Below are 23,447 nucleotides of genomic sequence, written 5' to 3' on the forward strand. Positions count from 1 at the left end.
TATCCCCTTTGCGTCCGATAATGCAAGATTAATGGACACGATGGCGCGCTGAAAGCTGCGGCGCTGTTTGTGCAATCCTGTAGTCAAAAGCGCCGCGCTGGACTAGGATGGCCGCATGAGGAAACCGCGCGCGACGCCCGTCGAAGCCTTGCCGATGCTGCCCCCGTTGCCGGGCTGGATCACCGCTGCCCCGGCCGAAACCCTTGCGGCCGCGGCGTTCCGGTCGGGCGCGGCGCTGGCGCATCTGGGCCTGGCGACCGCCGCCGGCGATGTGCCGATGGCGCTTTTGCGTGACCGGCTGGCGCTGTCGGCGGCCGAGGTCTGCGCGGGGATCGCAGGGCGCCGGGAGGGGGCGCGCGGCTTGCGCGATGCCTTGCATCTGACCAAGGCTGGCGATGATCCCGGTCCGGCGGGACGGGTTCTGTGGCAATGGTCGCAGGCGGCGGCGCGGCCGATCTCGGTCGCCCATCTGGCCAGGGCGCTGGCGGGGGTCGCGCCGGAACGGATCGCGCTTTGCCTGGACGCTGCGGGACCGACGCCGGTCGACCGCGCGGCGCTGGTCCTCGAGGCCGTGCTGACCGAGACCCCCCGCGCCGAAACGGCGGCCCTGATCCTGGCCGATGCGGTGCTGGCGAAGTCACTGGGGGGAACATATCTTTTGCCGCTGTTGTCGCTGGCCCTGAAGGCCCGGGACCTGCGCCTGCGGGGGGATGACCTGCGCTTGGCCTGCCACCGGGCCGTCTTTGCAGGGGCGGGACAGGCGCTGCCCATGGCGGGCGATCTGGCGCGGGCGGCGGCGCGCCTGCGCGCGGTGGTGCCGAAGCTGCGGGCCAAGGCGGCGATGCGCGCGGTCGATCTGTTCCTGTCCCGCGATGCGCTGGCCCCCGCGGCCCTGGCCAGGGAAATGCCCGACAACCTGTCGGACCGCGCCGCGCGGCGGTTCTGCGAGCGGCTGGTGGAGCTGGGCGTGCTGCGCGAACTGACCGGGCGGGACACGTTCCGCCTGTTCGGGGTCTGAGCATGGCGCGGCGCGAGGACCCGACGCTGGACCGCGACCTGGCCGACCTGGCGCCTGCCTCACGCTGGCGGGAATGGATGCGCCGGATCGAGGCGGTGCTGTTCGCGAGTGGGGCGCCGGTGGCGCGCGACGATCTGGCAAGGGTGGTGGGGCAGGGGGCCTCGGTCGATCTGCTGATCGAGGATCTGGCGGTCGACCTGGAGGGCCGCCCCTATGAGGTGGTTCGGGTGGGCGGCGGCTGGAGTCTGCGGACAAGGCCCGCCTATGCCCCGGCGATCCGCGCCGCGGCCGAGGTGGGGGATCAGGCCCTGAACCTGTCGGCGAACGAACTGGCCGTGCTGGCGGCGATCGCGTTTCACCAGCCGATCAGCCGCGAGGGGCTGAAGGAGATCTTCGGGAAGGAGATCAGCCGCGACCTGATCGGGCGGCTGGCGGAGCGGGACCTGATCGGCACCGGGCCCCGCGAACCCAGACGAGGCGCGCCCTATACCTTTGTCACGACGGAGACCTTCCTTGCCACGTTCGGGATGGAGTCCTTGCGCGATCTGCCGGATCCGGAACAACTCGCAGATGCCGGTCTGGCGGGCTGGTCGGAGGCCTCGGCTGCTGAGGGAGGCGAGTGATGACTCCCCTCAGCAGCGCCGGGGCTGAACGCCCGATTTCCGCCTGGCGGTAAAGTTGTGCCGCCTTGCAGACGGAAAGCTGACATGCCGGAGTCGATGTGACTAGATGGGCGAGGACCCGGCCGCCGCCGTGGTCGGTCTTCTGCGCAAGGATCGCCGATGAGCAGTTCATCTACGGTGCTGGCCCGCGTCGCCGGTGGAGTTCTGGAGCTGAGGCTGAATCGGCCGGACAAGCTGAATGCCTTCAACGAGGAAATGCACCACGACCTGCGGGCGATGATCGAGAGCGCCCATCAGGACACGGCGATCCGCGCGGTGTTGCTGACCGGGACCGGCCGGGGGTTCTGTGCGGGGCAGGATCTGGGCGACCGTGATCCGCGGCGCCACGGCCCGCCAGACCTGGGACATACGCTTGGCACCTTCTACAACCCGACGCTGCGCCTGATCCGCAGCCTGCCCAAGCCGGTGATCTGTGCGGTCAACGGGGTTGCCGCCGGCGCGGGGGCCAGCCTGGCGCTGACCTGCGACATCGTGCTTGCGGCGCGCTCGGCGCGGTTCATCCAGTCGTTCTCGAAGCTCGGTCTCGCTCCGGATGCGGGGGGCAGCTGGCATCTGACGCAGCTGCTGGGCGCCGCGCGGGCCAAGGGCCTTGCCCTGACCGGAGAGCCGCTTTCGGCCGAGATGGCGCTGGATTGGGGCCTGATCTGGAAGGTCTGCGACGACGAGGCCCTGCTGCCCGAGGCCCGGGCACTGGCGGCGCGGCTGGCCGAGGGGCCGACGCTGGGCCTGGGTCACACCAAGATGCTGATCCAGTCGGCCGCAACCAACAGCTTCGAGGCCCAGCTCGACGCCGAACGCGACACCCAGGCGATGCTGGGACGGTCGGCCGATTACACCGAAGGCGTCACCGCCTTTCTGGAGAAGCGGAAGCCCGTCTTCACGGGCCGCTAAGGGGGGCCGTCCGGCCCGAAGGAACGGAAGGACATGCGAATGGAGACAGCGGCCAGGCAACGGCTGGGCGTGATCGGCGCCGGCGCGATGGGGGCGGGCATCGCCGAGGCGGCGGCGGCCCGGGGCATTCCGGTCGTGCTGACCGACGCCCGGCCGGGGGCGGCCTCCGAGGCCATCGCCCGGATTCGGGCAGGCGCCGCGAAGCGCCGCGACAACGGCAAGCTTACCGAGGAGCAATATGCCGTGTTGGCCGGTGCGCTGTCGGCCGGGGCGGGCATCCCGGACCTGGCCGGCTGCGACCTGGTGGTCGAGGCGATCATCGAGGATCTGGCGGCAAAGCAGGCCGTCTTTGCCGAGGTCGAGGCGGTGGTGGCCCCGGATGCGCTGATCGTCTCGAACACCTCGTCGCTGCCGATCGGGGTGATCGCGCGGGCGCTTGCACGGCCAGAACGCTTTGCCGGCCTGCATTTCTTCAACCCGGTGCCGCTGATGAAGCTGGTCGAGGTGATTGCCGGGCCGAAGACCGCAGCCCCAACCCTGGCGGCGCTGACGGCCTTTGCGCGCGGCATCGGCAAGGAACCCGTCGAGGTCCGCGACACACCCGGCTTTCTGGTCAACCATGGCGGCCGCGCCTATCCGACCGAAGCGGCGCTGGCGTTGCAGGAAAACGTGGCCAGCGCGGCCGAGATCGACGCGATCATGCGCGACTGCTGCGGCTTTCGCATGGGGCCGTTCGAGTTGATGGACCTGACCGGCATGGACGTGAACTTCACGGTCTGCCAGTTCCTGCACCAGAGCTATTTCGCCGAGCCGCGGCTGCGGTCGACGACCTACCATCGCTATCTGCTGGAAACCGGCCAGTTGGGGCGCAAGACCGGGCAGGGGTTCCATTCCTATGCGGAGGGCGGCGACCGTTCGGCGCCCGATCCGGTGTTCGATGTGGCGCCCGCCACGCGGCTGGTGCTGGCCGAGGATCTGCCCGAATTGCGCGACTTCGCCGCCGCGCTGGGGTGCGAGGCGCGGCTGGCGGATGACGGGGAAAGCCCGGTCATCGGCTTTCCGCTGGGCGAGGATGCATCGGCCCATGCGGCGCGGCTTGGCCTGCCGAGGCACCGGCTGGTGGCGGTGGACCTGACCTTCGGCCTGACGCGCCGGGTGGTGCTGATGGGATGCGTCGGAAGCGATGGCCGCTCGGTCGGGGCTGTCGGCGCCGCGGTGCAGAAATCCGGGCGGCAGGTCAGCCTGATCGCCGAATCGCTGGGATTCGTGGCGCAGCGGCTGGTCGCGGCGGTCGCGAACCTGGGCTGCGAGATGGCGCAGATGGGCCTGGCCGCGCCGCGCGACATCGACAGGGCGATGCGGATCGGCCTGAACTATCCGATGGGGCCGCTGGAATACGCCGACTGGGTGGGGCCGGCCCGGATGCTGCGCATTCTTGAAAACATGCAGGCGCTGAGTGGGGATGACCGCTATCGCCCAAGCGCCTGGCTGCGCCGCCGCGCGGCGGGGGATTGCGACATCTGGACCCGATGAAGGACAGGGGCGGCCGTGCGGGCCGCCCCTTGCCCGTTCCGGCCGGTCACAGATCGCGCAAGAGGTCCGAAACCCCTTGCCGCAGGACGGGCAGCAGAACCTCTTGCACCTGTGCATCGGAAATGCTGCCGGTGGAAAACGGAATGGTGATGGCCGCCGGCTTGCCCTCGGCCGAGAGGCCCATGGCAATGCCGCCGATTCCTCGCCGCCAGCTGTCGCGGGCCGAGGCGACGCCCTCCTGAATGCATTGCTGAAGCTGGGCGTTGAAGACGTCGATATTGCCCTCGTGCTGCTTCAGTTCCGCCCGCACCCGGTTGGCCAGGTTGCGGCGGTCCTTTTCCGGCAGGGCGGCCAGGATCGCGTGCCCCGCGGCCGAAGTGGCGATCGGCATCCGCCCGCCCACGGCGAAGCGCACGGCCAGCAGGTCCGTTCCGGCGACGACATGGACGAAGGTGACATGCAGCCCGTCGCGCACGCACAGGGCGACGGTCTGGCTGGTCTTCTCGGCCATCGCCTTCAGCACGGGTGTCGCGCGGTTGATCAGCGCCATCCCGGACAAAACGGAATACCCGAGGTTCAGGCTTTTCGGCGTCAGTTCATAGGCGCGGCCGGTATCCGCATGGCGCAGATACCCGAGTTTCATCGCCGTATATGTCAGGCGGCTTACCGTCGAGGGCGGCAGCGAGGTGTGGCGCGCCAGATCGCCGTTGCTCATCGGCTTGCGGTGTTTGGACAGGACTTCGAACAGCAGGATCCCGCGGGCGAAAGCCTCGACAAACTGGCGATCTTCGTGACTCATCGCTTTCCCAATCTTCCGCACAGCAGAATAACCTTCCGCAAAACGGGATTGCATATCCTGCCGCCAAAATCCAGTGTCCATCGCAGTGGGCGGTCTGCCGCGTGCGACTGCGAGATTCATTCGAATTGGGGGGAAGGGAGGAACATGCTCACCGGAGACATGTTGCGGCGTTCCGCGGAACGCTTTCCGTCGAAGCCTGCGATCCTGTGGCAGGACAGGTCGGTCAGCTATCGCGAGCTTGACCTGGCGGCGAATCGCTTTGCCAATTCGGTCATCGGCCTTGGCATCGCCAAGGGATCGAAGATCGGCATCCTGTGCCGCAATCGCCTGGAATACGGCGAGATCTTCTTTGGCGCTGCGCGGTCCGGCGGCGTCCTGGTGAACATCTCGGTCCTCTATGCGCCCGAGGAACTGGCCTATGTGCTTGACCGGGCCGATGTCGAGGTTCTGGTCTTCGAGGATGCCTTCGCCCAACGGATCGCCGAGATTCGGGCCGGCCTGCCGAAGATCCGGGAATTCGTCGTCATCGGCGCCGGCACCCCCGGTGCGATCCGCTACGAGGATCTGGTGTCGCAGGCGTCGGACATGCCGCCGGCGGTCGAGATTTCCGAGGACGATCCCTTCTCGATGACCTATACCGGCGGCACCACCGGCCGACCGAAGGGCGTGCTGGCCAGCCACCGCAACCGGGCGATCACCGCGCATACGGTGATGGTCCACGAAAACATCGACGAACGCGATGTGGTCGGGATCGTGACGCCGCTGTTCCATGTCGCCGCGCTGAACATCATGTTCCAGCCGGCAATCCTGGCGGGGGCGACCTGCACCTTCCTGACGAAATGGAACGTGCGCGACTTTGCCGCGATGGCGAAGCGCAGCGGAATGACCGCCTGCTTCATGGTGCCGACGCAGGCGTCGCAGGTCGTGTCCGACCCCGAGTTCGACGTGGCCGATTACCCCCGCTGGCGGAAGCTGGCCTTTGCCGGGGCGCCGATGCCCGACTGGGTGCAGCGGGCGCTGATCGAAAAGATGCCGGAACTGAAGCTGACGCAGACCTATGGCCAGTCCGAGGTGGGCGTGATCACCGTCCTGGACCACTGGCATCTGCCGGCGCGGCTTGGCTCGATCGGCAGGCAGGCCTATAACGTCGACCTGGCGATCCTCGATCCGGAGGGCAACCCGGTCAAGGCGGGCGAGGTGGGGGAGCTGGTCTCGCGCGGGGCCAACGTCATGCTGGAATATTACAACGAGCCGGAACAGACGGCCAGGTTCTTCAAGCACGGCTGGGGCTGGACCGGGGACCTTGCGGTGATGGACGCGGATGGTTTCGTCACCCTGGTCGACCGATCGAAGGACATGATCATTTCGGGGGGCGAGAACATCTACCCGAAGGAGATCGAGAATGTGATCTACGTCCATCCCGCGGTCTGCGAATGCGCCGTGTTCGGCATCCCGGATGACCGATGGGGCGAGGTGCCGGCGGCCTATGTGCTGCTGCACGCGGGCGCCGCGCTGTCCGAGGAAGAACTGGTCAGCCATTGCGACGCGCATCTGGCGCGCTTCAAGCGCCCGCGGCTGGTGAAGTTCGTCGACAGTTTCCCCAAGACGCCGATCGGCAAGATCCAGAAGAACCTATTGCGAGAGCCCTACTGGGCCGAACGGGAGAAGAAGATATGAGCCTTGATACCTCGGCCTACCGCCGCCTCAAGTTCGACTGGCCCGACGCGGGAATCCTGCGCATCACCATGGACAATCCCGGTCGCCTGAACTCGGCCGATGCGATCATGCATGGCGAACTGGTCCAGGTCTGGCGCGATATAGACGCCTCGGCCGATGTCCGCGCGGTGATCATCCGCGGCGCCGGCGAGGCCTTCTCCTCGGGCGGCGACCTGGACCTGGTCAAGGACATGACCGAGGACTTCCACACGCTTACCCGCGTCTGGAAAGAGGCGCGCGACCTTGTCTACAACATCATCAACTGCTCGAAGCCGATCGTGTCGGCCATGCAGGGCCCGGCGGTGGGCGCGGGTCTGGTCGCGGGGCTGCTGGCCGATGTCTCGATCGCCTCGAAGAGCGCGCGCATCATCGACGGCCATACCAGGCTGGGCGTTGCCGCCGGTGACCATGCGGCCATCGTCTGGCCGCTGCTGTGCGGCATGGCCAAGGCCAAGTATTACTTGCTGACCTGCGAGGCGGTGTCGGGCGAGGAGGCCGAGCGGATCGGCCTGATCTCGCTTTGCACCGAAGAGCATGAGTTGCACGACCGCGCGCTGGAAGTGGCGCGCAAGCTGGCCAAGGGTTCGCCGACGGCGATCCGCTGGACGAAATATGCGCTGAACAACTGGCTGCGGATGGCGGGGCCGACCTTCGACACCTCGCTGGCGCTGGAGTTCATGGGCTTTACCGGCCCGGATGCCCGTGAAGGTCTGCAGTCGCTGAAGGAAAAGCGTCGGCCGAACTTTACCGACACCTGCCCGCTTTAAGGATTGCACATGAAAGAGGCTTTCATTTGCGCCGGTGTGCGTACGCCCATCGGCCGCTACGGTGGTGCCCTGTCCGGGGTGCGTCCGGACGACATGCTCGGCCTGGTCCTGGCCGAGCTGATGCGGCGCGCGCCGGGACTTGACCCGGCGGCGATCGACGATGTCCTGACCGGCTGCGCCAACCAGGCCGGCGAGGATAACCGCGACGTGGCGCGCATGGGGGTGCTGCTGGCCGGCCTGCCGCAAACCGTTTCCGGCACCACCCTGAATCGGCTGTGCGGATCGGGCCTTGACGCTGTCGGCCTGGCCGCGCGGTCGATCATGGCGGGCGACGCCGAGGTGATCATCGCCTCTGGCGTGGAAAGCATGTCGCGCGCGCCCTTCGTGATGGGAAAGGCCGACCAGGCCTTTTCGCGCAGCGCCGAGATCTTCGACACCACCATCGGCTGGCGCTTCGTCAACCCGGTGCTGAAAAGGCAGTACGGCGTCGATTCCATGCCCGAGACGGCGGAGAACGTGGCCGCGCGCTTCAACATCTCGCGCGAGGATCAGGATCTGTTCGCCCTGCGCTCGCAAGACCGCACCGCCGAGGCGCAGGCCCGCGGCGGCTTTGACGACGAGCTGATGCCGGTCACGATTCCGCAGCGCAAGGGCGATCCCGTGATCGTCGCCCGGGACGAACATCCGCGCCGGACCACGCTGGAGGCGCTGGCGGCCCTGGGCACGCCGTTCCGTCAGGGCGGCTCGGTCACGGCGGGCAATGCCAGCGGTGTCAACGACGGCGCCGCCGCGGTCCTGGTCGCCTCTGCCGATGCGATGCGGCGGTTCGGGCTGACCCCTCTGGCGCGGATCAGCGGCATGGCGACGGCGGGGGTCGAGCCCGCGATCATGGGCATCGGCCCGGTTCCGGCCAGCCGGAAGCTGATGGCGCGGCTGGGTCTGCGGATCGACGATTTCGACCGGATCGAGTTGAACGAAGCCTTCGCGGCCCAGGCCCTGGCTTGCCTGCGCGAGCTGGGGGTTCCGGACGATGCGCCGCAGGTCAATCCGAAGGGCGGCGCAATTGCGCTGGGGCATCCGCTGGGGATGTCCGGCACGCGCCTTGCGCTGACGGCCGCGCTGGGGCTTGCCGCCGCCGCCAAGGGCCGCGCGCTTTGCACCATGTGCGTCGGGGTCGGACAGGGCGTCGCCCTTGCACTGGAGGCCGCGTGATGTCCGCAGACGAGAGCCTCGTCCTGGTCGAGACGGTCGGGCCGGTCACCGTGGTGCGGCTGAACCGTCCCGAAGTGCTGAACGCGCTGAACATGCCGTTGCGGCGCCGGCTGGCCGAGATATTCGAGGGCATCACCGACGGCGGCGAAACCCGCGCCGTGGTGCTGACCGGCAGCGATACCGCCTTTGCGGCGGGGGCCGACATCGCCGACATGGCGCATACCAGCGCCGTCGACATGTACCTGCGCCACAATGAACGGCTGTGGGAAGCCATCGCGCGCTGCCCTTTGCCGGTCATCGCCGCGGTGAACGGCTTTGCCTTGGGCGGGGGCATGGAGCTGGCCATGCATGCCGACGTGATCGTGGCCGGACGGTCCGCCCGCTTTGGCCAGCCCGAGGTCAAGGTCGGCATCATGCCGGGGGCGGGCGGCACACAGCGCCTGCTGCGCGCGGTCGGCAAGTTCAAGGCGATGCGTCTGTGCCTGACCGGCGAAATGATCTCGTCCGAGGAAGCCTCGCAGATCGGGCTGGTCAGCGAGGTGGTCGATGACAGCCAGGTGTTCCCGCACGCGATGGCGCTTGCCGAGCGCATCACGCGGCTGCCGCCGATCGCCGTGGCGCAGGTGAAGGAAGTGATCCTGCAGGGGCAGGATGCATCGCTTGGGGCGGCCCTGGCGCTGGAACGCAAGGCGTTGCAGATCCTGTTCGCCACGAGGGACAAGGCCGAAGGGATGGCGGCCTTCCTGGAAAAGCGTCGCCCTGTCTATTCCGGCGAATGACTGAAACCGGCCGGGGCGGATGATCTGATGCCCCGGCCCTGATTTTGCTGCGGCGGAGGATCGCATGGATCTGGGGATTTCTGGCAGGGTTGCGCTGGTTCTGGGCGGCTCGAAGGGGCTGGCGCGGTCCTGCGCCTCGCACCTCGCGCAGGCGGGGGTGCGTGTGGTCCTGAACGGGCGCGACGCGACGGCGGGCGAAAGGGCCGCGGCCGAATTGGGCAATGGCGCCCTGTTCCTGCAGGGCGACCTTTCGGCCCCGGGCGTGGTGGGCAGCGTCATCGCCGAGGCGCAGGCAAGGGCTGGCGCGATTTCGATCCTGGTGACCAACGCCGGCGGCCCGCCCACCGGCCAGTTCACCGACCATTCCATCGACACCTGGCGCGCGGCGCTTGAGGTGAACATGCTGTCCGCCATCGGCGCCACGCAGGCGCTGCTGCCGGCGATGATCGAGCAGGGCTTCGGCCGGATCGTGAACATCACCTCCTTCGCCGTGAAGGAGCCCTATCCCAACATGGCGCTGGCCAATTCGGTGCGGGCCGGGCTGACCGGCGCGATGGCGACGCTGGCGCGCGAGGTGATCGACCGCGGCGTTACCGTCAACAACGTGCTGCCGGGCCTGATGGCCACCGGCGCACTGGACCGCGTGATCCGCGCCCGGGCCGCGCGCGAGGGCATCACCGAGGAAGCGGCCGCCGCCGCCCTGGCGCAATCGGTCCCCGCCAGGCGCCTGGGCAAGGCCGACGACTTCGGGCCGATCTGCGCGTTCCTCTGCTCGGTCCATGCCGGCTATATCACCGGCCAGAACATCGCGGTCGATGGCGGGCTTGCCCGCGCGCTGCTGTGATTTTTGCTGTGCGGAATAATCTACTGCAATGCGGTAATGATTAGTGGAGGGAAACTGGCTAGTCTCGATGACGAACGAGGGAGGAATACACATGAGAGTATTGAGCTTTGCCGGTGCAGTCGCGGCAATGTCGGCGACGGCCGTGCATGCGGCGGACCTGACCGACGACACCGTGCGGATCGGCGTGTTGACTGACCAGAGCGGCGTGTTCTCGTCGCTGGCGGGGACCGGCTCGATCGTCGCGGCGCAGATGGCGATCGACGATTTCGGCGACCGTCTTGGCGCCAAGGTCGAACTGGTCAGCGCCGACCACCAGAACAAGGCCGATGTGGGCACCCAGATCGCCCGCCGGTGGTTCGACGTCGAAGGCGTCGACGTGATCGTCGACGTCCCGAACTCATCGGTGGTTCTGGCAGTGCAGGAGCTGGCGCGCGAAAAGGACAAGGTGCTGATCGTGTCCGGCGCCGGGACCGCAGGTCTGACGAACGAATCCTGCTCGCCCAACGGCATCCACTGGACCTGGGACACCTATGCCGTCGCGGTCTCGACCGGGAAGGCGCTGGTCGAACAGGGCGGCGACAAGTGGTTCTTCCTGACGGCCGACTATGCCTTTGGCCATGCGATGCAGAAGGATGTTACCGCCGTGGTGGAAGCCGCCGGGGCAACCGTCGCGGGCAACGCGGTCGCGCCGCTGAACACCGCCGACTTCTCGAGCTACCTGCTGCAGGCGCCTTCGGTCGGCGCGAACGTCATCGCTTTGGCCAACGGCGGCACCGACACGATCAACTCGCTGAAGCAGGCGCAGGAGTTCGGGCTGACCCAGCAGGCCAAGCTGGCGGGGCTGGCGATCTTCCTGACCGACGTGCATTCGATCGGGCTTGAGGCCGCGCAGGGCCTGTACCTTACGACCGGCTTCTACTGGGACCGCACCGAGGAAAGCCGTGAATGGTCGCGCCGCTTTTTCGAGAAGCACGGCGCCATGCCGACCATGTCGCAGGCCGGCGTCTATTCGGCGGTCACGCATTATCTGAGCGCCATTGCCGCAACCGGCAATGACCAGGCCCAGCCGGTGGTCGCCCAGATGAAGGCAACCCCGGTCAACGACTTCTTCGCCACCAATGGCGTGATCCGCGAGGATGGCCGCATGGTGCACGACATGTATCTGGCACAGGTGAAGGCGCCCGCGGATTCCAAGGAGCCCTGGGACTACTACGAGATCCTGAGCACGATCCCCGGCGAAGCCGCTTTCCGCCCGCTGGCCGAAAGCGCCTGCCCACTGGTCAAGAAGTAGCCCCGGGCATCACCGGGCCGGGGGCGGGGTGACCTGCCGCCGGCCTCCTCTGGTCAGTGGAACTTGCACGGAAGATGAGAAGAGGCTCCTAATGGCGGCTGACAATGTCCTCAAGGCCATCGGGCTGACCAGGGACTTTCGCGGTTTCCGCGCGGTCGACTCGGTCAACCTCGAGATTGCCCGCGGATCGATCCATGCCCTTATCGGCCCCAACGGTGCCGGAAAGTCGACCTGCTTCAACCTGTTGACCAAGGTCCTGCAACCCAGTGCCGGGACGATCCTGTATGACGGGCGGGACATCACCCGGACCAGCCCGGCCAATGTGGCGCGGATGGGCGTGGTGCGCTCGTTCCAGATTTCCGCGGTGTTCGGGTCGATGACGGCGATCGAGAACGTCCGCATGGGGCTGCAACGCCGCCGCCATGGCGATTCCTGGGATTTCTGGCGGTCCGAGAAGGTCCTGGCCGGCCTGCACGAGGAGGCGATGGAACTGATCGTCGCCGTTGGCCTGCAAGACCATGCCCATCATGTGGCTGACGACCTGTCCTACGGCCGAAAGCGCGCACTGGAGATCGCCACGACGCTGGCGCTGGACCCCAAGGTCCTGTTGCTGGACGAACCGATGGCCGGCATGACCCAGGACGACGTCCATCGCATCACCGAACTGATCCGCAAGGTCGCGGCCGGGCGGACCGTCCTGATCGTCGAACACAACCTGTCGGTCGTCGCATCGCTGTGCGACCGCATCACCGTGCTTGCGCGCGGCAAGGTGCTGGCCGAAGGGGAATACAAGGATGTCTCGCAGGACCCGCGCGTCATCGAAGCCTATATCGGGGTGCCACATGCCTGACGCCGCCCGTTCCACCGGCCCCGCCCTGCTCGAGGTGCGGGATCTCGAGGCCTGGTATGGCGAAAGCCATGTCCTGCACAAAGTGAACTTCGACGTCCATGAAGGCGAGGTCGTCACGCTTCTGGGCCGCAACGGGGCGGGCAAGAGCACCACTCTGAAGACGATCATGGGCATGATGAAACGGAGTCGCGGCTCGGTCAGGCTGCGCGGGTCGGAATTGTGCGGCCAGCCCTCGCGGAAGATCGCGCGGGCCGGCATCGCCTTTTGCCCCGAGGACCGCGGCATCTATTCCAGCCTGACGGTGCATGAGAACCTGATGCTGCCCCCGGTGATCGCCGAAGGCGGGATGAGCCTGGAGGAAATCCACCAGCTTTTCCCGAATCTCGCCGAACGCCACCGCAGCCAGGGCACGCGTCTTTCGGGCGGCGAGCAGCAGATGCTTGCGATCGGGCGCATCCTGCGGACGGGCGCGCGGCTGTTGCTTCTGGACGAACCGACCGAGGGGCTGGCGCCCGTCATCGTGCAGCAGATCGGCGCGACGATCCGGATGTTGAAGAAGCGCGGCTATACCGTCGTCCTGGTAGAGCAGAATTTCCACTTTGCCGCCACCGTGGCGGACCGCCATTACGTGATGGAACATGGCCTGGTGATCGACATGATCCCGAATTCCGAAATCGCCGCCAACACCGAAAAGCTGAACGGCTACCTGGGAGTCTGAGAGAACATGCTGATCTTCGGAATGCCAATCCAGCTATTGTCGACCCAGATCCTGCTTGGCCTGATCAACGGCGCATTCTACGCCCTGCTCAGCCTGGGGCTGGCGATCATTTTCGGCCTGTTGAACATCGTGAACTTCGCCCATGGTGCCTTTTACATGCTGGGGGCGTTCGGCGCCCTGCTGCTGCTGGACCATCTTGCCATCAACTACTGGCTGGCGCTGATCATCGTGCCGCTGGTCATCGGCCTTCTGGGCTGTGTGGTGGAACGGCTGATCCTGCGCCGCATCTACGACCTGGATCACCTCTACGGCATGATCCTGACCTTTGGCCTCGGGCTGGTGATCGTGGGGCTGTTCCGCAACCATTACGGCGCGACGGGTCTGCCCTATTCGATGCCGCCGGCGCTGCAAGGCGGCTTCAACCTGGGGTTCATGTTCCTGCCCGCCTCGCGGGCCTTCGTGATCATCGTGTCGGTCTTCGTCTGCCTTGCGACCTGGCTGGCGATCGAGAAGACCCGCATGGGATCGTGGCTGCGATCGGCGACCGAGAAGCCGCAGCTGACCGAGGCGTTCGGCATCAACGTGCCGCTGCTGATCACGCTGACCTACGGGTTCGGCGTGGGACTTGCGGGCCTTGCCGGGGTGCTGGCGGCGCCCATCTATTCGGTCAACCCGATGATGGGCAGCGACCTGATCATCGTGGTCTTTGCCGTGGTGGTGATCGGTGGCATGGGCTCGATCTCGGGCGCCATCCTGACCGGCTTCATGCTGGGGCTGGTCGAAGGCCTGACCAAGGTCTTCTGGCCGCAGGTCTCCAGCACCGTGATCTTCTTCATCATGGCGATCGTCCTATTGCTGCGGCCCGCGGGTCTGTTCGGCAAGCAGGCATGACATGACGACCAGCTTCAGGGAAAACCACGCGATGTCCTCCTCTGCAGTGCAGCCCCGTCTGGGCATGGGCGCTTTCCACGGACTTGTCATGTTGCTGGTGGTGGCGGCCGTGGTGGTGGCGCCTTTCCTGGCCTACCCGCTGTTCGTCATCAAGGTTCTGTGCTTTGCGCTTTTCGCGCTGTCGCTGAACCTGATGCTGGGCAATCTCGGCCTGCTGTCCTTCGGGCATGCGGCCTATTTCGGCCTGTCGTCCTATGCCGCCGCACATGCGGCCAAGGTCTGGGGATTGACCCCCGAACTGGCTATCCTGTTCGGCATCGTCGTGGCCATGCTGCTGGGGGCCGCGATCGGGGTGTTGGCGGTGCGCCGGCAGGGCATCTACTTTGCCATGATCACGCTGGCCTTCGCGCAGATGATCTTCTTCTTTTGCCTGCAGGCATCGTTCACCGGCGGCGAGGATGGAATCCAGGGCGTTCCGCGCGGGAAACTCTTCGGACTGATGTCGCTTGAAAGCGATCTGTCCATGTATGCCCTGGTCGCCGTTCTGTTCCTGCTGGCGCTTCTCGCGCTGTACCGCATCACCCATTCACCCTTTGGCCAGACGCTTCGCGCCATCCGCGACAACGAGGCTCGGGCCGTTTCGCTTGGCTTCCGGGTCAACGGCTACAAATGGCTGACCTTCGTGCTTGCGGCCGGTTTGGCCGGGATTGCCGGCGGAATGAAGGCGATCTCGTTCCAGCTGGCCAGCCTGACCGATGTCTATTGGGGCATGTCCGGCGAGGTGGTGCTGATGGTGCTGATCGGCGGGATGGGAACCTTCTTCGGCCCGATCATCGGTGCGATCCTGGTGGTCTGGATGCAGAACGAGCTGGCCGCCTTCGGGGCTTGGGTCACCATCGTCCAGGGCCTTGTCTTCATGGTCTGCATCCTGGCCTTCCGCAAGGGGCTGCTCGGCACGATGGGCGATCTGCTCCACCGGCGGTTCTGAGGGATCTTGCCCGCGGGCGGCGCGGCCGGTTTCGGATCGGCCGCCCCGCCTTGAGGCCAGAACCTAAAGCGTGCGATGCAGCAGCGCCAGCCAGTTGGCGTGGGACAGCTTTTCCAGCAGCGGCCGGCCATAGCCATGATCGGCCAGCGCCTGAACCAGCCTCGGCAGGCCCGTCACGTCGCCGATCACGTCAGGAGTCGTGCAGCCGTCGTAGTCGGAACCGAAGCCGAGATGGTCTTCGCCAAGCCGCTCCAGAAGATGGTCCATCTGGCGCAGGATCGGGTCCCAGCCGCTTTCGGCCAGCTGCCGCCCGTCGGGGCGCAGGAAGGAGACCGAGAAGTTCAGGCCCACCATGCCGCCGCTGTCGCGGATCATCGCCAGCTGCCGGTCGGTCAGGTTGCGCGACGAGGGGCAGATGGCATGGGCGTTGGAATGCGTGGCGACCAGCGGGGCGTCGGAGAGGCGGGCCACGTCGTTGAACCCGGCCTCGTTCATGTGGCTGAGGTCCAGCATGATCCGCAGCCGGTTGCATTCCCTGACCAGCCGCTTGCCCGCGTCGGTCAGCCCCGGCCCGGTATCGGGACCGGAGGGAAAGGCGAAGGGCACGCCGTGGCCGAAGATCGTCGGCCGCGACCAGACCGGCCCCAGAGACCGCAAGCCCATGGCGTGGAACAGGTGGAGCGAATCCAGGCTTTCGTCGATCGCCTCGGCGCCTTCCATGTGCATGATCGCCGCGATGGTTCCGTCGGCAAGGCAGGCCCGGACCTCGGGCGCGGTGCGGCAGACCTTGAGGGCGCCCTGCGAGGCGCGTTCCATCCACAGAAGATGGCCCGCCGCGGTCGCGGCAGGCGCGATCGCGCCGGAGAAGGGGATCAGGTCCGGCAGCGGCAGGCTGTAGGGCGGGTTCTGCATCAGCGCCTGGTAGTCCGGATCGTCATGCGCGGTCGGGGAGGGGATGTAGATGGCGAAGAACCCGCCGGCAAATCCGGCGGCCTGCATCCGCGGCAGGTCGAGGTGACCCTTGCCCTCGCCGGTCAGGAAGATCTCCTCGCGCCGGGCCGGGTCCAGCAGCAGCCGGAGCAGGAGGTCGTTGTGGCCGTCGAATATCGGGATCATGGGGCGGGCTCCGTGGTGCCGCCTAGCATCCGGTCGGCGCTGGCGTCGAACAGGCTGCGGGCATAGGCGGTTGTCATTCTGGCCTGGGCAAGAGCGTCGCGCGTGATCTCTTCCACGCTGCGGCCATGCTGCAGGACCATGATGCGGTCGCACATGTGGTCGATCACGGCCAGATCGTGCGACACCATCAGGAAGGTCAGCCCCTGTTCGGCGCGCAGGCGGTTCAGCAGGTTCAGGACCTCGGCCTGGACCGAGGCGTCAAGCGCGCTGGTCGGTTCGTCCAGAAGCAGGATCTTCGGCCTTAGCATCAGGGCGCGCGCGATGGCCACGCGCTGGCGCTGGCCCCCCGAGAGCTGGTGCGGATAGCGGAAGCGGAAGGCGGGGGGCAGCCCCACCTCGGTCAGGGCCTGGACCACCCTTGCATCGGCCCCGGGCAGGCCGTGGATCGCCAGGGGTTCCGACAGGGTGCGGTCGATGGTGTGGCGCGGATGCAGGCTGGCGTAGGGGTCCTGGAATACCATCTGCACCTCGGTCGAGAAGGCGCGGCCGCGCGGCGTGGGCACGGGCCGCCCGCCGATGCGGATGCTGCCGCCCGTGACCGGCGCCATGCCGCAGATCGCGCGCAGGATCGTGGATTTGCCCGACCCGCTTTCGCCCACGAGGCCATGGCTCGCCCGCGCATCGACCGAAAGGCTCACACCCTCCACCGCGCGCACCTCGCGGCCCTTGGAGCGGAAGGTCACGGTCAGGTTCTCGATCTCGATCAAAGCTGTCATGTCAGATCCCGGCCCGGTCCAGAACCGGCAGGGGACCGCGCGGTCCGCCGATCCGGGGCAGGCAGTCCAGCAGGCCCCTGGTATAGGGATGCCGGGCCTCAAGAAGATGGGCCGCCTCGATTTCCTCCACGACAAGGCCCTTGTGCATCACCAGCACCCGGTCGCAGAAGCGCGCGACCAGCCGCAGGTCGTGGCTGATGAAGATCAGGCCCATGCCACGGTTCCGCACCAGACCGTCAAGGATCGACAGGACCTCGGCCTGCACGGTGACGTCCAGCGCGCTGGTGGGTTCGTCGGCGATAAGGAGGTCGGGTTCCGGGATCAGCATCATCGCGATCATCACCCGCTGGCCCATCCCGCCCGAGAGTTCGTGCGGATAGGCGTCCATCACGCGGGCCGGGTCGCGGATCTGCACCGCCTCCAGCGCGGCAATGGCCTTGGCGGTGGCATCCGCCCGGCCCAGCCCGTCGCGCAGCCGCAAGCCTTCGGTCAGCTGGCGGCCGACGGTCATCACCGGGTTCAGCGAATATTTCGGGTCCTGCATCACCATGCCGATGCGCTTGCCGCGCAGCGCGCGCATCTCGCGCTCCGGGGCATGCAGGATGTCCCGACCGTCGAAGGTCATCGCATCCGCCTCGATCCGGCCGGGCGGGCGGACCAGGCGCAGCACGGCCCGGCCCGTCATCGTCTTGCCCGAGCCGCTTTCGCCCACGATCCCCAGACGCTCATGCCCGAGCGAGAAGGACACGCCCCGCACCGCCTGGACCCGGCCGGTCTCGGTCTCGAAGGTGACGCGCAGGTTCTTGACCTCGAGGAGACTCATCGCGCGGCGCTCCGCGGGTCGAGGACATCGCGCAGGCCGTCGCCCAGAAGGTTGAAGCCAAGGCTGACGATGAAGATCGCCAATCCGGGCATGGTGGCGACCCACCACTGCTCGAACAGGTATTTGCGGCCGGACGAGATCATCAGCCCCCATTCCGGCGTGGGCGGCAGGACCCCGAGGCCGAGAAAGCCGAGGCCGGCCGCGATCAGGATGACGCCCGCCATGTCCAGCGTCACACGGATGATGACCGAGGGCAGGCACATCGGCACCACATGCCCGGCGATGATCCGCGGGGCAGAGGCCCCCTGCAGCCGGATCGCGGCGATATAGTCCGAGGAGCGGACGGTCAGCGTCTCGGCCCGCGCCACCCTTGCATAGGGCGGCCAGGCGGTCAGCGCGATGGCGAGGACGGCGTTCTCGATCCCGGGCCCCAGGACGGCGACCAGGGCCAGGGCCAGGATCAACCGGGGGAAGGCCAGGAAGATGTCGGTCAGGCGCATCAGCGCGGCGTCGATCCAGCCGCCGAAATATCCGGCGACGGTGCCGATCAGCAGCCCCAGGACCGGGGCGGTGACCGCCACCAGCGCGATGATATACAGCGTGATCCGCGCGCCATGGATGATGCGCGACAGGATATCGCGGCCGAAATCGTCGGTGCCCAGAAGGTTGCCGGGAGTGCCGGGCGGCAACAGCCGGCGCGAGAGGTTCTGGGCCAGCGGGTCGTGCGGCGCGATCTGCGGGGCAAGGAGCGCCACCAGGAGAAGAAGCCCGACGATGACCAGCCCCGCCATCGCCAGCCGGTTGCGCCGGATGCGCTGCCAGGCGAGCCAGGCCTGCCCCAGCCGCGCCTGCCGCCGCGAGGCGGGGTTCGGGTCGCTCAGCCATGCCCGCAGCGTCGTCATGCCCGCGCCCTCGGATCGACCAGGCGGTACAGGATGTCCGAGGCCATGTTCAGCGTCACGAAGGCCACCCCCACCACCACCGTGCCCCCCAGCACGGCCGGCATGTCGGCGGCAAAGAGCGCATCGGTGATATAGCTGCCAAGGCCCGGCCAGGCAAAGATCGTCTCGGTCAGGACGGACCCCTCCAGCAGGTAGGCGTAGGAGAGTGCGATGACCGTGATCAGCGGCACCATCACATTCTTCATGGCATGGACCCAGATCACCCGCCATTCCGGCATGCCCTTCACGCGGGCGGTGGTGATGTATTCCTGGCCAAGCTCGTTCATCATGAAGCTGCGGGTCATCCGGCTGATGTAGGCCATCGAGACATAGCCCAGCAGCCCCGCGGGCAGGACGATATGGCTGACCGCGTTGCCGAAGACGTCCCAGGCGCCGTTCAGCGTGGCGTCGATCAGGATCATCCCGGTATAGCTGGTCAGGGTGAATTCCATCATCATGTCATAGGTCGGGTCCAGCCGGCCGGGCCCCGCGACCCAGTCGAGCTGGCCGTAGAAGACCAGAAGGCCGATCAGCCCCAGCCAGAAGACCGGCATCGAATAGCCCATCAGCCCCACCACCCGCACCACCTGGTCGGCAATGCTGCCGGGCCGGGTGGCGGCCAGCACGCCCGCGGGCACCCCGACCAGCGTGCCGAAGATCGTGCCGAGCGTGGCAAGCTCCAACGTGGCGGGGAAATAGCGCGCGATCTCGGAGGTGACGCTCTGGCCCGTGCGGATCGAATTGCCGAGGTCGCCCTGCAGCGCATCGCGGACGTAGATGAGGAACTGCTGCCAGAGCGGCAGGTCGAGCCCCAGCTTGTCGCGGATGGCGGCGATCTGGGCCGGGGTCGCCCGTTCGCCGACGATCGACAGCACGGGGTCGGTCGGCACGACGCGGGCGATGACGAAGGTGATCAGCAGCAGTCCCAGCAAGGTGATCGCCAGGGTGCCAAGGCCAAGCGCGATCTGCCCCAGAAGGGGAAGCAGACGATTGCGCGGCGGCGGTGCGGGTATTCCGGTCATGCAGGGCTTGGGCCGCCGCCCGAACCGGCGGCGGCCCTGTCGCTTACTTGGTGACAGTCCAGTAGGACGCCGAGTCGGTCGCCCCACCGGCATAGAAGCCCGCCACGTTGGTGCGCATCGCATCCTGCCGCGCCTGCTGGAACATCATCACGAAAGCCGATCCGTCGCGGTGCTTGCGCTGGATTTCCTCATACATCGCCTTGCGCTTTTCGGTGTCCTTCTCCTGCACCGCCGCCTCGGTCATCGCGTGCAGCTCGCCCGGATCCCATGCCGTGCGCCAGGCGAGATAGCCGGTATTGCCCGCCTCGTCGCTGTTGTCGGGGTTCATCGCGAAGGTCGAGGCGTTGGTATGCGGGTCGGGATAGTCCGGCCCCCAGGTCTGGATGGTGATGTCGTGCTGGCGGGCGCGATACTTCTCCAGCACCTGCGCGCCGTCGCCCACGTCGAGGACCAGGTTGATGCCGATCTGCGAGAAGGTGTTCTGCAGCGAGGTCGCAATATCCAGACGCTCCGGGTTGTTGCGGACCGTGAGGCCGACTTCCAGCGGCAGCGTCACGCCCGATTCCGCCAGGAGCGCCTTGGCCTTCTCGACGTCCAGGCTGTATGGGGCCTCGGTCAGCGCGCCGAGGAAGCCCTGCGGCAGGAAGGCCTGGTGCACGACCCACTGGCCCTTCAGGATCGTGTCGGTCATCCCGGCATAGTCGACGGCCCACCGCATCGCCTCCTGCACCTTCGGATTGGCCAGTTCCGGCTTCTTCTGGTTCAGCGCCAGATAGTAGATCTGCCCGCCCACGTCGTTCTGGACGGTTATGTCGGCATTGCCGGCCAGCCCCTCGATATCGGTCGGGGTCAGTTCGCGGGCAATGTCGATGTCGCCCTTCTCCAGCAGCAGCCGCTGCGTCGCGCCTTCGGGGATATGCTGCATGAAGACGTTCTTGATCTTGGCATCGCCGCGCCAGTGGCCCTGCCGCGCCTCGAGCACGTAACCCTCGTTCGGCTTGAACGACTTCAGCACATAGGCCCCGGTTCCGGCGCTGTTGGCCTTGAGCCAGGCATTGCCCATGTCGCCCTCGACCTCGTTCGCCATCACCGTCTTGATGTCGACGATGTTGGCGACCCCCGCGGTCAGGCAGTTGTAGACGAAGGACGGCGCATAGGCCTTGTCGGTCTTCAGGGTGACGGTATCCCCCTCGAAGGTGATCGTCTGGTCGACATTCTCCGGCGTCAGGCCGAACTGGGTCAGGATGAAGGCCGGCGTCTTGTTCAGCTTGACGACCCGGCGCAGCGACAGGGCCGCATCTTCCGCCGTCAGCGGGTTGCCGCTGGAGAAGGTGATGCCGGACTTGATCTTGAAGGTATAGGTCAGGCCATCGTCCGAGACCGCCCAGCTTTCGGCCAGGCCGGGAACCAGTTCGCCCGGCTTGGTGGGATCAAGCTCGATCAGGGTATCGTAGAGGTTGTTGTTCAGGTCGACGCCCGAAAACTCGAACGCCTCATGCGGGTCGATCGACACGATGTCGTCGATGGCATCGGCCACCACCAGTGTATCGGCCGGCGTCTCGGCCATGAGTGCCATGGGTGCGGTGCCGGTCATCAGCGCGGCAAAGGCTGCCGCACGGCCGAATCCATGCTTCAGGTGCATCGTCCATCTCCCTGTGATTGTTCGCTGAGGAGCCGACAGGCGCCAGTTCCTGTCCGGATTGGATGAAAGCGGGGGGCAGGAGTCAATGGCCAACCTTCGGGTCCGGCACGCGCATCTTCACTGCCCATGGCGCAAGCGGGAAACCGGACGGATCCCGGCCGTGAACCCGGTCGCGAAGGGGGTCATTTTCCGTAGTAATCCCGGAACCATTCGACGAACCGCGCGATCCCGTCCCGGAAATCCGTCTGCGGCCGGTAGCCTGTCAGGCGCTGCAACAGGCTTGCGTCGGCCCAGGTGGCGGGCACGTCGCCCTTTTGCATCGGCATGTAGTTGCGGATCGCCGTCTTGCCGAGGCTCGCCTCGATCGCATCCACGAAATCCATGAGCCGCACCTTGTCGGAATTGCCGATGTTCACGATCCGGAAGGGCGCGACGGGCGAGAGGCTGTCCCCCTCGGGCACGATTCCGTCCGCCGGGCGCTCGGGCACGGCGTCGATCAGAAGCCGGATGCCGCGGACCAGATCGTCGACATAGGTGAAGTCGCGATACATGTCGCCGTGGTTGTAGATGTCGATCGGCCGGTCATCCAGGATCGCATCGACGAACTTGTACAGCGCGAGATCGGGCCGGCCCCAGGTGCCGTAGACGGTGAAGAACCGGAACATGGTGGTCGGCAGGTTCCACAGATGGGCATAGGCATGGGCCATGCTCTCGTTGGCCTTCTTGGTCGCGGCATAGATCGTGAGCTGGGTGTCGGCCTTTTCGGTCTCGGTGAAGGGCATCTCGGTATTGGCGCCATAGACCGAGGAGGTCGAGGCCATGAGGAGGTGGCGCACCTGAAGGCGGCGCGCGGCCTCCATCACGTTGAAGCTGCCGATGACATTGGCATCCAGATAGGCGCGCGGGTTCTCGAGGCTGTAGCGCACCCCGGCCTGGGCCGCGAGATGGACGATGATCCCGGGGCGGAACTCGTCCGCGACGGCATCGAGGCGTGCCTGATCCTCGAGCAGGGCTTCGGTCGCGGTGAAGTTCGGGCTTTGCAGCAGCATGGCATGCCGGCGCTGCTTGAGCGTGACGTCGTAATAGTCGGTCATCCCGTCATAGCCATGGACCCGGAACCCCTCGGCCAGCAGCAGCCGCGCGAGGTGGAAGCCGATGAAGCCGGCGGTTCCGGTGATCAGCACGCGGCGCAGGGGGGCGTCAGTCATTGCGGTCTTCTCCTGATCGGTTCGTCATCCGGCGGGGCGGGGTTCTGGGCAAGGGGTAAAATGGCCCGGCACCAGTTTTTCGCTGCGACCGCCCCGCCATGGTGCCGCTTCGTCTGCCTGTGCGGAACGAGTCCGCCTCCGTCCGGGTGCGGCGCCCGCGGGATGTGCTATTCTGCGTTCAGCGGTCAGGGCGGGCCTTGTGGCGGAACCTTCGTTGCCCGGGCACGTCTCATCCCTGTCTGCGGGAAAGGAAGCGTGATGCGCCTGAATGCCGATCTCGACCAGCCCGTGATCGTCCACGCGGCCCGGCTGGACTGGGTGCCCAGCCCGGCCGCGGGGGTGGAGCGCCGGATGCTGTATCGCGACGGGGACGAGGTCGCCCGGGCCACCTCGATCGTGCGCTATGCGCCGGGCAGCGCATTTCCCGAACATGTCCATGGCGGCGGCGAGGAGATCCTGGTGCTGGAAGGCACGTTCCAGGACGAACACGGCGATTATCCTGCTGGGTCCTATTTCCGCAACCCGCCCGGCACCGCGCACAGTCCCGCCGCGGCCGGGGGCTGCACCATCCTTGTCCGGCTCTGGCAATACCGCAGCGGCGACACGGCCCAGGTCAACTGGCAGCCCGGCGAGGGCCAGGCCCTGGCACCCCGCCCCGGAGCGACTGCGGCGCGCCTGCTGTTCGAGGACGAGGCCGAGCGGGTCTGGACCGAAGACTGGGGCCCCGATGCCGAAATCAGGATCGGGAATGTGGCGGGGCTCGAGTTCCTGCTGATCGAGGGCAAGGCCAGGATCAACGGCGAGGATTGCGCGGCGCAAAGCTGGGGCCGCCTGCCCGCAGGTCAGGCGCTGTCGGCCCTGGCCGGTCCCGAAGGCGCGCGGATCTGGGTCAAGGCGGCGCCGCTGCAACATCCCGATGTCCTGCCCATGCCGGGCTGA

At 67.0% G+C, this 23,447-nt stretch carries 23 protein-coding genes; 15 read left to right on the forward strand and 8 right to left on the reverse strand.

What is annotated here, in order from left to right:
- The first annotated feature begins 115 nt into the window (after positions 1-115).
- From ACE3UA_RS08735 to ACE3UA_RS08750, 4 genes are all read left to right on the forward strand, one after another.
- Positions 116-1,018: a DUF1403 family protein gene (locus ACE3UA_RS08735; protein WP_374644147.1), complete on the forward strand. Its 903-nt coding sequence runs from the start codon at positions 116-118 to the stop codon at positions 1,016-1,018.
- 2 nt (positions 1,019-1,020) lie between these two features.
- On the forward strand, positions 1,021-1,641 hold the full coding sequence (locus ACE3UA_RS08740) for an SMC-Scp complex subunit ScpB (RefSeq protein ID WP_374644149.1): 621 nt from the start codon (positions 1,021-1,023) through the stop codon (positions 1,639-1,641).
- A gap of 159 nt (positions 1,642-1,800) precedes the next feature.
- Positions 1,801-2,592: a 2-(1,2-epoxy-1,2-dihydrophenyl)acetyl-CoA isomerase PaaG gene (gene paaG, locus ACE3UA_RS08745; RefSeq protein ID WP_374644151.1), complete on the forward strand. Its 792-nt coding sequence runs from the start codon at positions 1,801-1,803 to the stop codon at positions 2,590-2,592.
- Between the two features lie 39 nt (positions 2,593-2,631).
- Complete coding sequence (locus tag ACE3UA_RS08750; RefSeq protein ID WP_374644153.1) at positions 2,632-4,125, forward strand: 3-hydroxyacyl-CoA dehydrogenase; 1,494 nt, start codon at positions 2,632-2,634, stop codon at positions 4,123-4,125.
- Positions 4,126-4,171: 46 nt separating this feature from the next.
- On the opposite strand, the gene ACE3UA_RS08755 is transcribed toward ACE3UA_RS08750, so the two are convergent.
- Positions 4,172-4,924, reverse strand: a complete 753-nt coding sequence (locus ACE3UA_RS08755) for an IclR family transcriptional regulator (RefSeq protein ID WP_374644155.1) — start codon at positions 4,922-4,924, stop codon at positions 4,172-4,174.
- Positions 4,925-5,083: 159 nt separating this feature from the next.
- Here ACE3UA_RS08755 and ACE3UA_RS08760 point away from each other — a divergent pair, with 159 nt between their 5' ends.
- The 10 genes from ACE3UA_RS08760 to ACE3UA_RS08805 all read left to right on the forward strand — a co-directional run bounded on the left by ACE3UA_RS08760 (position 5,084) and on the right by ACE3UA_RS08805 (position 14,980).
- Positions 5,084-6,601, forward strand: coding sequence for a class I adenylate-forming enzyme family protein (locus ACE3UA_RS08760; RefSeq protein ID WP_374644157.1), 1,518 nt, complete (start codon positions 5,084-5,086; stop codon positions 6,599-6,601).
- Positions 6,598-7,407: an enoyl-CoA hydratase/isomerase family protein gene (locus ACE3UA_RS08765; RefSeq protein WP_374644159.1), complete on the forward strand. Its 810-nt coding sequence runs from the start codon at positions 6,598-6,600 to the stop codon at positions 7,405-7,407. Before ACE3UA_RS08760 ends, ACE3UA_RS08765 begins: the two co-directional genes overlap by 4 nt.
- Positions 7,408-7,416: 9 nt before the next feature.
- A complete protein-coding gene (gene pcaF / locus ACE3UA_RS08770) occupies positions 7,417-8,619 on the forward strand; it encodes a 3-oxoadipyl-CoA thiolase (RefSeq protein WP_374644161.1) in 1,203 nt (400 codons plus the stop codon).
- On the forward strand, positions 8,619-9,398 hold the full coding sequence (locus tag ACE3UA_RS08775; protein ID WP_374644163.1) for an enoyl-CoA hydratase-related protein: 780 nt from the start codon (positions 8,619-8,621) through the stop codon (positions 9,396-9,398). Before pcaF ends, ACE3UA_RS08775 begins: the two co-directional genes overlap by 1 nt.
- 64 nt (positions 9,399-9,462) lie before the next feature.
- On the forward strand, positions 9,463-10,242 hold the full coding sequence (locus ACE3UA_RS08780) for an SDR family oxidoreductase (protein ID WP_374644165.1): 780 nt from the start codon (positions 9,463-9,465) through the stop codon (positions 10,240-10,242).
- A 91-nt stretch (positions 10,243-10,333) separates the two neighbouring features.
- Positions 10,334-11,533 carry an ABC transporter substrate-binding protein gene (locus ACE3UA_RS08785; protein ID WP_374644167.1) on the forward strand — a complete coding sequence of 400 codons (1,200 nt, stop codon included), beginning with the start codon at positions 10,334-10,336 and terminating at the stop codon, positions 11,531-11,533.
- A 91-nt stretch (positions 11,534-11,624) separates the two neighbouring features.
- Positions 11,625-12,383, forward strand: coding sequence for an ABC transporter ATP-binding protein (locus ACE3UA_RS08790; RefSeq protein WP_374644169.1), 759 nt, complete (start codon positions 11,625-11,627; stop codon positions 12,381-12,383).
- Positions 12,376-13,101, forward strand: coding sequence for an ABC transporter ATP-binding protein (locus ACE3UA_RS08795; RefSeq protein WP_374644171.1), 726 nt, complete (start codon positions 12,376-12,378; stop codon positions 13,099-13,101). The genes ACE3UA_RS08790 and ACE3UA_RS08795 overlap by 8 nt, the downstream gene beginning before the upstream one ends.
- 6 nt (positions 13,102-13,107) lie before the next feature.
- Complete coding sequence (locus ACE3UA_RS08800) at positions 13,108-13,992, forward strand: branched-chain amino acid ABC transporter permease (RefSeq protein WP_374644173.1); 885 nt, start codon at positions 13,108-13,110, stop codon at positions 13,990-13,992.
- Between the two features lies 1 nt (position 13,993).
- Positions 13,994-14,980: a branched-chain amino acid ABC transporter permease gene (locus ACE3UA_RS08805; RefSeq protein ID WP_374644175.1), complete on the forward strand. Its 987-nt coding sequence runs from the start codon at positions 13,994-13,996 to the stop codon at positions 14,978-14,980.
- Positions 14,981-15,043: 63 nt separating this feature from the next.
- On the opposite strand, the gene ACE3UA_RS08810 is transcribed toward ACE3UA_RS08805, so the two are convergent.
- From ACE3UA_RS08810 to ACE3UA_RS08840, 7 genes are all read right to left on the reverse strand, one after another.
- A complete protein-coding gene (locus ACE3UA_RS08810) occupies positions 15,044-16,096 on the reverse strand; it encodes a dipeptidase (RefSeq protein ID WP_374644177.1) in 1,053 nt (350 codons plus the stop codon).
- The gene (locus ACE3UA_RS08815; protein WP_374644178.1) at positions 16,093-16,872 is read right to left on the reverse strand and encodes an ABC transporter ATP-binding protein; all 780 of its coding nucleotides are present in this window, start codon (positions 16,870-16,872) and stop codon (positions 16,093-16,095) included. The genes ACE3UA_RS08810 and ACE3UA_RS08815 overlap by 4 nt, the downstream gene beginning before the upstream one ends.
- Before the next feature lies 1 nt (position 16,873).
- Entirely contained in the window at positions 16,874-17,695 is an 822-nt protein-coding gene (locus ACE3UA_RS08820) for an ABC transporter ATP-binding protein (RefSeq protein WP_374644180.1), read from the reverse strand.
- Complete coding sequence (locus ACE3UA_RS08825) at positions 17,692-18,597, reverse strand: ABC transporter permease (protein ID WP_374644182.1); 906 nt, start codon at positions 18,595-18,597, stop codon at positions 17,692-17,694. Before ACE3UA_RS08825 ends, ACE3UA_RS08820 begins: the two co-directional genes overlap by 4 nt.
- Positions 18,594-19,658, reverse strand: a complete 1,065-nt coding sequence (locus tag ACE3UA_RS08830; protein WP_374644184.1) for an ABC transporter permease — start codon at positions 19,656-19,658, stop codon at positions 18,594-18,596. Before ACE3UA_RS08830 ends, ACE3UA_RS08825 begins: the two co-directional genes overlap by 4 nt.
- Before the next feature lie 43 nt (positions 19,659-19,701).
- Positions 19,702-21,300 carry an ABC transporter substrate-binding protein gene (locus tag ACE3UA_RS08835; RefSeq protein WP_374644186.1) on the reverse strand — a complete coding sequence of 533 codons (1,599 nt, stop codon included), beginning with the start codon at positions 21,298-21,300 and terminating at the stop codon, positions 19,702-19,704.
- Between the two features lie 182 nt (positions 21,301-21,482).
- The gene (locus tag ACE3UA_RS08840; RefSeq protein WP_374644188.1) at positions 21,483-22,508 is read right to left on the reverse strand and encodes an SDR family NAD(P)-dependent oxidoreductase; all 1,026 of its coding nucleotides are present in this window, start codon (positions 22,506-22,508) and stop codon (positions 21,483-21,485) included.
- Positions 22,509-22,766: 258 nt separating this feature from the next.
- Here ACE3UA_RS08840 and ACE3UA_RS08845 point away from each other — a divergent pair, with 258 nt between their 5' ends.
- Complete coding sequence (locus tag ACE3UA_RS08845) at positions 22,767-23,447, forward strand: cupin domain-containing protein (RefSeq protein WP_374644190.1); 681 nt, start codon at positions 22,767-22,769, stop codon at positions 23,445-23,447.

The sequence above is a fragment of the Tabrizicola sp. genome (assembly GCF_041919135.1).
GTDB lineage: Bacteria > Pseudomonadota > Alphaproteobacteria > Rhodobacterales > Rhodobacteraceae > Tabrizicola.